General features: G+C 68.4%; 6 protein-coding genes. 5 read left to right on the top strand and 1 reads right to left on the bottom strand.

Going from position 1 to position 7,612, the window contains the following annotated elements; translation table 11 throughout:
• Positions 1–183: 183 nt before the first annotated feature.
• Entirely contained in the window at positions 184–1,215 is a 1,032-nt protein-coding gene (locus ACZ7LS_RS34280) for a GDP-mannose 4,6-dehydratase (protein ID WP_382530017.1), read from the bottom strand.
• 275 nt (positions 1,216–1,490) lie between these two features.
• Here ACZ7LS_RS34280 and ACZ7LS_RS34275 point away from each other — a divergent pair, with 275 nt between their 5' ends.
• The 5 genes from ACZ7LS_RS34275 (at position 1,491) to ACZ7LS_RS34255 (ending at position 7,571) form a co-directional block, all read left to right on the top strand.
• A complete protein-coding gene (locus ACZ7LS_RS34275) occupies positions 1,491–3,257 on the top strand; it encodes an ABC transporter ATP-binding protein (RefSeq protein WP_382875289.1) in 1,767 nt (588 codons plus the stop codon).
• Positions 3,226–5,076, top strand: a complete 1,851-nt coding sequence (locus tag ACZ7LS_RS34270) for an ABC transporter ATP-binding protein (protein ID WP_385135248.1) — start codon at positions 3,226–3,228, stop codon at positions 5,074–5,076. Before ACZ7LS_RS34275 ends, ACZ7LS_RS34270 begins: the two co-directional genes overlap by 32 nt.
• A gap of 90 nt (positions 5,077–5,166) precedes the next feature.
• Positions 5,167–6,015, top strand: a complete 849-nt coding sequence (locus ACZ7LS_RS34265; RefSeq protein WP_382530011.1) for a metallophosphoesterase family protein — start codon at positions 5,167–5,169, stop codon at positions 6,013–6,015.
• A gap of 8 nt (positions 6,016–6,023) precedes the next feature.
• Entirely contained in the window at positions 6,024–6,695 is a 672-nt protein-coding gene (locus ACZ7LS_RS34260; RefSeq protein ID WP_385135250.1) for a 4'-phosphopantetheinyl transferase family protein, read from the top strand.
• 75 nt (positions 6,696–6,770) lie between these two features.
• On the top strand, positions 6,771–7,571 hold the full coding sequence (locus ACZ7LS_RS34255; RefSeq protein ID WP_382668840.1) for an SGNH/GDSL hydrolase family protein: 801 nt from the start codon (positions 6,771–6,773) through the stop codon (positions 7,569–7,571).
• The last annotated feature ends 41 nt before the right edge of the window (positions 7,572–7,612 follow it).

The following is a 7,612-nucleotide window of genomic DNA, read 5'->3' as shown; positions in this document are numbered from 1 at the left end:
CTCAACTCAACCCATCTCGACAGCCGACGGCCGAACATGAATCACGCGGGGCATCTCGCGTTCGCCGTGCAATGCGATAAAGAGAAAGCCACATGGCTTCGCAGCCGTTCAGCGGGAAGCCATGTGGCGAGTGTCGTACGGACCGCTACGGGAATTCCCTAGTCCTCCGCGGTCTTCGTTCCGCTACCAGTTGGAGGCCAGCAGAAGGTCCCCGTATTCGTGTTCCCGGGAGACCTGATTCAGGTCGGCGTCGACCATCATGTGCATCAGTTCGGGGAAGTCGACACTGGGCTTCCAGCCCAGCTTGGTCCGGGCGTGCTCGCTGTCCGCGCAGAGGATCTCCACCTCGGCGGGGCGGACCAGCTCGGGGTCGATGACGACGTAGTCCTGCCAGTCCAGGCCCACGTGTTCGAAGGCGATGCGCACCGCGTCCCGTACCGAGTGCATGGTGCCGCTGCCCACCACGTAGTCGTCCGGCTCGTCGGGCTGGAGCATGAGGTGCATGGCGCGCACGTAGTCGCCGGCGAAGCCCCAGTCGCGTACCGCGTCGAGGTTTCCGAGGTGCAGCTTGTCCTGGAGTCCGAGTTTGATCCGGGCGACGGCGAGTGAGATCTTCCGGGTCACGAACTCCGAGCCGCGGCGCGGGGACTCGTGGTTGAAGAGCATGCCCGACACGGCGTACATCCCGAAGGACTCGCGGTAGTTGCGGGTGATGAAGTGCCCGTACGCCTTGGCTGCGCCGTAGGGGCTGCGCGGGTGGAACAGCGTCGTCTCTCGCTGCGGGGTCTCGGCGGCCTTGCCGAACATCTCCGAGGACGACGCCTGGTAGAAGCGGATCTGGCCGGCTCCCGCGGTGCGCGAGCCGTTCAGGCCGCTCACCATCCGGATCGCCTCCAGGACGCGGAGCACGCCCATGCCGTTGACCTCGGTGACGAGTTCGGCCTGCTGCCAGGACATCGGCACGAACGAGATCGCGCCGAGGTTGTACACCTCGTCCGGCTGCACGGTGTCGACGGCGGAGACCAGGCTGCCCTGGTCCATCAGGTCGCCGTCCACGAACGAGAGTTCGGAGACGAGCCGGCTGACCCGGGACTTTCGCGGGTTGGCCTGTCCTCGGATCAATCCCCAAACCTGGTAGCCCTGTGACAGGAGATGCTCGGCCAGATAGGAACCGTCCTGCCCGGTAATTCCGGTGATCAGCGCACGCTTGGTCATACCAACCCCTTCTCGACCACGGAGAGACCGCCCAAACGCAGAGCTCGGTCGACGACCTTGCATCGAATACGCTTCTGTCCGGACGATAGACATCGGCACGCTCGCAAGCCGCCGACCACGGTGTCAAGAAATCCCGTGCTTACTAGGGAATTCACGAGTCGGAGCGGATCGGGGAAGGCACGAAGAGGCGGAACACTAGTAATTTTCGGGACCGTGATGCGGTGCACTGTGTGCGTCGGCGTTCGGGCCGGCTCTGTCAACCGGAGCGTCTTTCCGTGCTGTTCAGACTTCTGCGTACCCATGTGCGCCCGTACCGGCGCGCCGCCGCCCTGCTGGTCCTCCTGCAACTGATCCAGATCCTCGGCACGCTGCTGCTGCCGACGCTCGGCGCCGCCCTGATCGACAACGGCGTCGTCGCGCGGGACAGCGGCTACATCTCACGCCTCGGGGCGGTCATGGTCGCCCTGGCCCTGGTCCAGGTCGCCGCGGCGACGGGCGCGGTGTCCCTGGCCTCCCGTACGGCCATGGCGATGGGACGCGACATCCGCTCCGTCGTCTTCCGCCGGGTGCTGGACTTCTCCGCCCGTGAGGTGGGGCGCTTCGGTACGCCGTCGCTGCTGACCCGGACGGTCAACGATGTGCAGCAGGTGCAGACGCTGACGCAGTCGGGCTTCGGGATCGTGGTGGCCGCGCCCCTGATGTGTCTGGGAAGCGTGGTGCTGGCGCTTCAGCAGGACGTTCCGCTGGCGCTGATCCTGGTGGTCCTCGTCGTGGTCGTCGCCGTCGCGTTCGGACTGCTGCTGGCCCGGATGGGTGCGTTCTACGAGCGGATGCAGACGTATCTCGACCGGCTCGGCCGGCTGCTGCGCGAGCAGATCACCGGCGTGCGCGTGGTGCGTTCCTTCGTACGGGACGGCTACGAGCGCGAGCGGTTCGCCCGTACGAGTACGGAACTGTTCGAGGTCTCGCGGCGGGTCGGCCGGCTCATCGCGTCGATGCTGCCGGTGGTCCTGCTGCTCATGAACGGGTTCATGGTCGCCGTCCTCTGGGCCGGTGCCTACCGGATCGACAGCGGGGCGATGCGGATCGGCGCGCTCAGCGCCTTCCTCAGCTATCTCTCGCTGATCCTCATGTCGGTCGTGATGGTCGCGTTCGTATTCCTGTCGGTGCCGCGCGCGAAGGTCTCCGCCGGGCGTATCCAGGAGATCCTGGCCACGCCGACGAGTGTCACCCCGCCGTCCGAGCCGGTGGGGGCCGCGCCGGACGCCGTCGGCCGGCTGGAGCTGCGCGGGGCGGAGTTCCGCTATCCGGGCGCCGAGAAGCCGGTGCTCCAGGACATCGATCTGACCGCGGGCCCCGGGGAGAGCGTGGCGATCCTGGGCTCCACCGGCAGCGGCAAGACGACGCTGCTCAACCTCGTCCTGCGGCTGTTCGACGCCACCGAGGGTTCGGTACGGGTCAACGGCGTCGACGTACGGCGGCTGGACCCGGACGTTCTCAGCGGGGCCGTCGGCTTCGTACCGCAGAGGCCGTATCTGTTCTCCGGGACCGTCGCGACCAACCTCCGCTTCGGGAACCCGGACGCCACCGACGACGAGCTGTGGCACGCCCTGCGGATCGCCCAGGCGGACGAGTTCGTCGCGCGGATGCCCGACGGGCTGGACGCGGAGATCTCCCAGGGCGGCACGAACGTCTCGGGCGGCCAGCGCCAGCGGCTCGCCATCGCGCGCACCCTGCTGCGCCGCCCCGCCGTCTATCTCTTCGACGACTGCTTCTCCGCGCTCGACTACGCCACGGACGCCGCGCTGCGCACCGCGATGGCGCCGGAGATCGCGGGGTCGACCGTGCTCACCGTCGCCCAGCGGGTCGCCACCGTGCGGTACGCGGACCGCATCGTCGTGCTCGACGGCGGACGCGTCGTCGCCACCGGCACCCATGACGAACTCCTGCACGACAGCGCCACCTACCGCGAGATAGCACTCTCCCAGCTCACCGAGGAGGAGACCGCCCATGGTCTCGTCGGCCGGCCCCGGCCCCACTGAACCCCGGGGGCCCGGCCGCCGGCTCCTCGGACTGCTCCGGCCGCACCGCCCGCGGATCGCCGTCGCCCTGCTGGTGGGCATCGGCGGGATCACGCTCAACGCGTTCGGCCCGCTCCTGCTCGGCAGGGCCACCGACCTGATCGTGGCCGGTCTGCTCGGCGCACCGGGCGACCCGGCACCGGGGGTCACCACCGGAGGTGTCGACTTCGGCGCGGTCGGGCGGCTGCTGCTGCTCCTGCTCGTGCTGTACGTCGCGGCCTCGCTGTTCATGCTGGCGCAGGGCCGGCTGGTCGCGTCCGTCGTCCAGCGGGTGGTCTTCGATCTGCGGGAGAGGGCGGAGGAGAAGCTCGGACGGCTGCCGCTGCGCTACTTCGACCGCAATCCGGCGGGCGAGGTGCTGAGCCGTACGACCAACGATGTCGACAACCTCCAGCAGACCCTTCAGCAGACCCTCGCCGAGCTGATCACCTCGGTCTTCTCCCTTCTCACCATGCTCGTCCTGATGCTGGTGATCTCGCCGTCCCTGGCGCTGATCATGCTGGCGAGCGTGCCGGTGTCGGGGGTGCTCGCCGCGTGGATAAGCAAGCGCGCCCAGCCCCGGTTCGCCGAACAGTGGGCCGCCACCGGCTCGATGAACGCGGAGGTCGAGGAGGTCTATACGGGCCACTCGCTGATCAAGGGCTTCGGCAGGCGCGAACAGGCGGAGCGGCGGTTCGACGCGCACAACGACGCGTTGTTCCGGGCGGGCGCCAAGGCCCAGTTCGCCTCGGGCACCATCGAGCCCGCCATGATGTTCATCGCCAACCTCGGCTATGTGGTGGTGGCGGTGGTGGGCGCCTGGAAGGTGGTGAGCGGCGCGCTGACGCTCGGGGACGTCCAGGCGTTCATCCTGTACTCCCGGCAGTTCAGCCAGCCGATCGTGCAGGTCGCCAGTGTGGCCGGCCGGCTGCAGTCCGGGATCGCCTCCGCCGCACGGGTCTTCACCCTGCTCGACGCGGAGGAACAGGGCCCCGACCCGGCCCACCCGGCCAGGCCCGAACGAGTCACGGGACGCGTGGAGTTCGACCGTGTGAGCTTCCGCTACTCCCCCGAGACCCCGCTGATCGAGGATCTCTCCCTGACCGTGGCACCCGGCAGTACGGTCGCGATCGTCGGCCCGACCGGGGCAGGCAAGACCACCCTGGGCAATCTCCTCATGCGCTTCTACGAGGTGGACGAGGGCCGGATCCTGCTCGACGGCACGGACATCGCGACGATGACCCGCGACGATCTGCGCGCGCGGTTCGGTCTGGTGCTCCAGGACACCTGGCTGTTCGGCGGCACGATCGCCGAGAACATCGCGTACGGCCACGCCGGCGCCACCCGTGAGGAGATCGTCGCCGCGGCGCGCGCCACCTGCGCGGACCGCTTCATCCGTACCCTGCCCGACGGCTACGACACCGTGCTGGACGACGAGTCGGCCGGCGTGAGCGCGGGCGAGAAGCAGCTGATCACGGTCGCCAGGGCGTTTCTCGCCCGGCCCGCCGTGCTGGTGCTCGACGAGGCGACGAGCTCCGTCGACACCCGGACGGAAGTCCTGATCCAGCGCGCGATGAACACCCTGCGCGCGGGCAGGACCAGCTTCGTCATCGCGCACCGGCTGTCCACCATCCGCGACGCCGATGTGATCGTGGTCATGGAGTCGGGGCGGATCGTGGAGCGCGGCACCCACGACGAACTGATCCGTGAGCAGGGCGCATACGCGCGGCTGCACGCCGCCCGCTCCCATGGCTCCCCCCGGCCGGCCGCCGACGACGAGCGGCTGGTTACCGGTGGCTGACGCACCGCCGCCCGCTTCCGCGTAACCTCGAAGGGTCAGCGCACCCGGTCCGACCACCGGCGTTCGAGCCCGACCGATAAGGACGGTATTGTGCCCGACGGAAAACTCCTGGCCGTCAGCGATCTGCATGTCGTGTACGACGAGAACCGCGCGTTGGTCGAGGAACTGCGCCCGGCCTCGGACGACGACTGGCTGATCGTCGCGGGAGATGTCGCCGAGAAGTACGCCGATATCGAGTGGGCGCTCCGGCTGCTCAGCGAGCGGTTCGCCAAGGTGATCTGGGCTCCGGGCAATCATGAGCTGTGGACCCATCCGCAGGATCCCTGCGATCTGCGGGGCGAGAAGCGCTATCTCCATCTGGTGGAACTGTGCCGGGGGCTGGGTATCGCCACCCCGGAGGATCCCTATCCCGTCTGGCGGGGCGCCGGCGGGCCGGTGGCGATCGCTCCGCTGTTCGTGCTCTACGACTACTCGTTCCGGGCGCCGGGCGCCACCACCACGGAGGAGTCGCTGCGGCTGGCCCATGAGGCGGGCGTGGTCTGCTCCGACGAGTACTTCCTGCACGCCGACCCCTTCGCGGGCCGGGACGCCTGGTGCTGGTCGCGGGTCGAGGAGACCGAGCGCCGGCTGTCGGCCGTCGATCCGTCCCTGCGTACGGTGCTGATCAACCACTTCCCGCTGGTCCGTGACCCCACCCGTATTCTGTACTACCCGGAGTTCGCGCAGTGGTGCGGTACGGAGCTGACCGCCGACTGGCATGTGCGCTTCCGCGCCGCCGCCGTGGTCTACGGCCATCTGCACATTCCCCGGGTCACCTGGCACGACGGGGTGCGCTTCGAGGAGGTCTCGATCGGCTATCCGCGCGAGTGGCGCAAACGCCCGCCCCGGGAGCCGTTGCGCCAGATCCTGCCCGAGCCGGCCGGACAGGCCGTCCGGTGATCGGGGAGATGCTGCCCGCCTCGGTCGCCGCGGAGGCGGCCTACGACGACGGGCACGAGCCGGGCGAAGAGCTGTTCCCGCAGGAGAAGGCGCTGGTGGCGAACGCGGTCCCGAAGCGGCAGCGGGAGTTCACCACCGTGCGGTTCCTGGCCAGGCGCGCGATGCGACGTCTCGGTCAGCGGCCCGTACCGCTGCTGCCCAACCGGCGCGGGGCGCCGCAGTGGCCGGAAGGCATCGTCGGGAGCATGACGCACTGCGACGGCTACCGCGCGGCCGTCGTGGCCAGGTCCGAGGAGACGGTGGCGCTCGGTATCGACGCGGAGCCCGACGCGCCACTGCCCGAGGGGGTGCTGGACGTCATCGCGCTGCCGGCCGAGCGGACACGTATCGAATCGCTGGCCGTGCGTCACCCCGGAGTCAGCTATGACCGGTTGATTTTCAGCGCCAAGGAAAGTGTTTTCAAGGTGTGGTATCCGATCACCGGACGCGAACTCGACTTCTCCGAGGCGGAAATCGACATCGATCCGGTCGAACGGACCTTTCAGGCAAGGCTTCTGGTACCGGGCCCCGTCGTGAATGGCCGTCATATCGGTGAATTCCAGGGCCGTTGGATCACGGAACGCGGCCTTGTGGCCACCGCGATCCATCTGTCGTCTGAATCGTCATCAGTTTTTCATTGAATCCATCGTCACCCGGCGCCATGAACTGCTATCCAAGTGGGGTCCTTGTCCCCCCACTCCTGGAGAAGCATCTCCATGCGTTCAACAAAGGCACTGTTCGCCGCACTTCTGGCAATCGTCGCGGCGGTCACGATCTCACCCTCCGCCCACGCGGCCGAGGGCAAGTACGTGGCGCTGGGTGACTCGTACGCGGTCGCTCCCGGCACCCGTACCTACGACGACCCGAACGACGCGTGCCGCCGGGGCCCGCTGACCTACCCACGGCTGTGGGCGGCTCAGCACAGCTCGGTGGCATTCGTCGAGGCGTCGTGTTCGGGTGCGACCACGGCCGAAGTGATCAACTCCCAGATACCGCGGCTCACCGCGGACACCACCCTGGTGACGCTGCAGGTCGGCGGCAATGATGTGGGCTTCGTCGACGTACTGACGAACTGCATCCTCACCATCGACGACCGGGACTGCATCAACGGGGTCCAGGTGGCCAAGCAGGCGGCGCAGTCCGTCCTGTCGCCCGCGCTCACGCAGACCTACGCGGCGGTGCGCGCCGCCGCCCCGAACGCGAGAGTCATCGTCGTCGGATATCCACGGCTCTACACCATCGGGGGCTCCTGCGGCCTGCTGGGGCTGAGCGACGCCGAGCGTACGGCGATGAACTCCGCGGCCGACACTCTCGCCTCCGTCATGTCCAGCCGTGCGGCGGCGGCCGGTTTCGAATTCCTCGACGCACGGCCGGCATTCGACCCGCACACGATCTGCTCATCCGGTTCCACCTGGGTCACCAGCCTGGAATGGGACAAGATCAACGAGTCGTACCACCCGAACACCGCGGGCCACCGCGACGGTTATCTGGCCGCTCTGAACGCCCTCACCGGCTGACGGAACGACCGGCCGGCCGACCGGCCGACGGATTGAATAAG

This window comes from Streptomyces sp. NPDC039430 (assembly GCF_055639435.1).
The sequence above is the reverse complement of the archived record's forward strand: the minus strand, read 5'-3'. Positions and strand labels throughout refer to the sequence as shown.

Excerpts from the sequence above, each read along its gene's own strand:
- ACZ7LS_RS34280 (WP_382530017.1), bottom strand. The coding sequence starts at position 1,215 with ATGACCAAGCGTGCGCTGATCACCGGAATTACCGGGCAGGACGGTTCC.
- ACZ7LS_RS34270 (WP_385135248.1), top strand. The coding sequence starts at position 3,226 with ATGGTCTCGTCGGCCGGCCCCGGCCCCACTGAACCCCGGGGGCCCGGC.
- ACZ7LS_RS34260 (WP_385135250.1), top strand. The coding sequence starts at position 6,024 with ATGCTGCCCGCCTCGGTCGCCGCGGAGGCGGCCTACGACGACGGGCAC.
- ACZ7LS_RS34255 (WP_382668840.1), top strand. The coding sequence starts at position 6,771 with ATGCGTTCAACAAAGGCACTGTTCGCCGCACTTCTGGCAATCGTCGCG.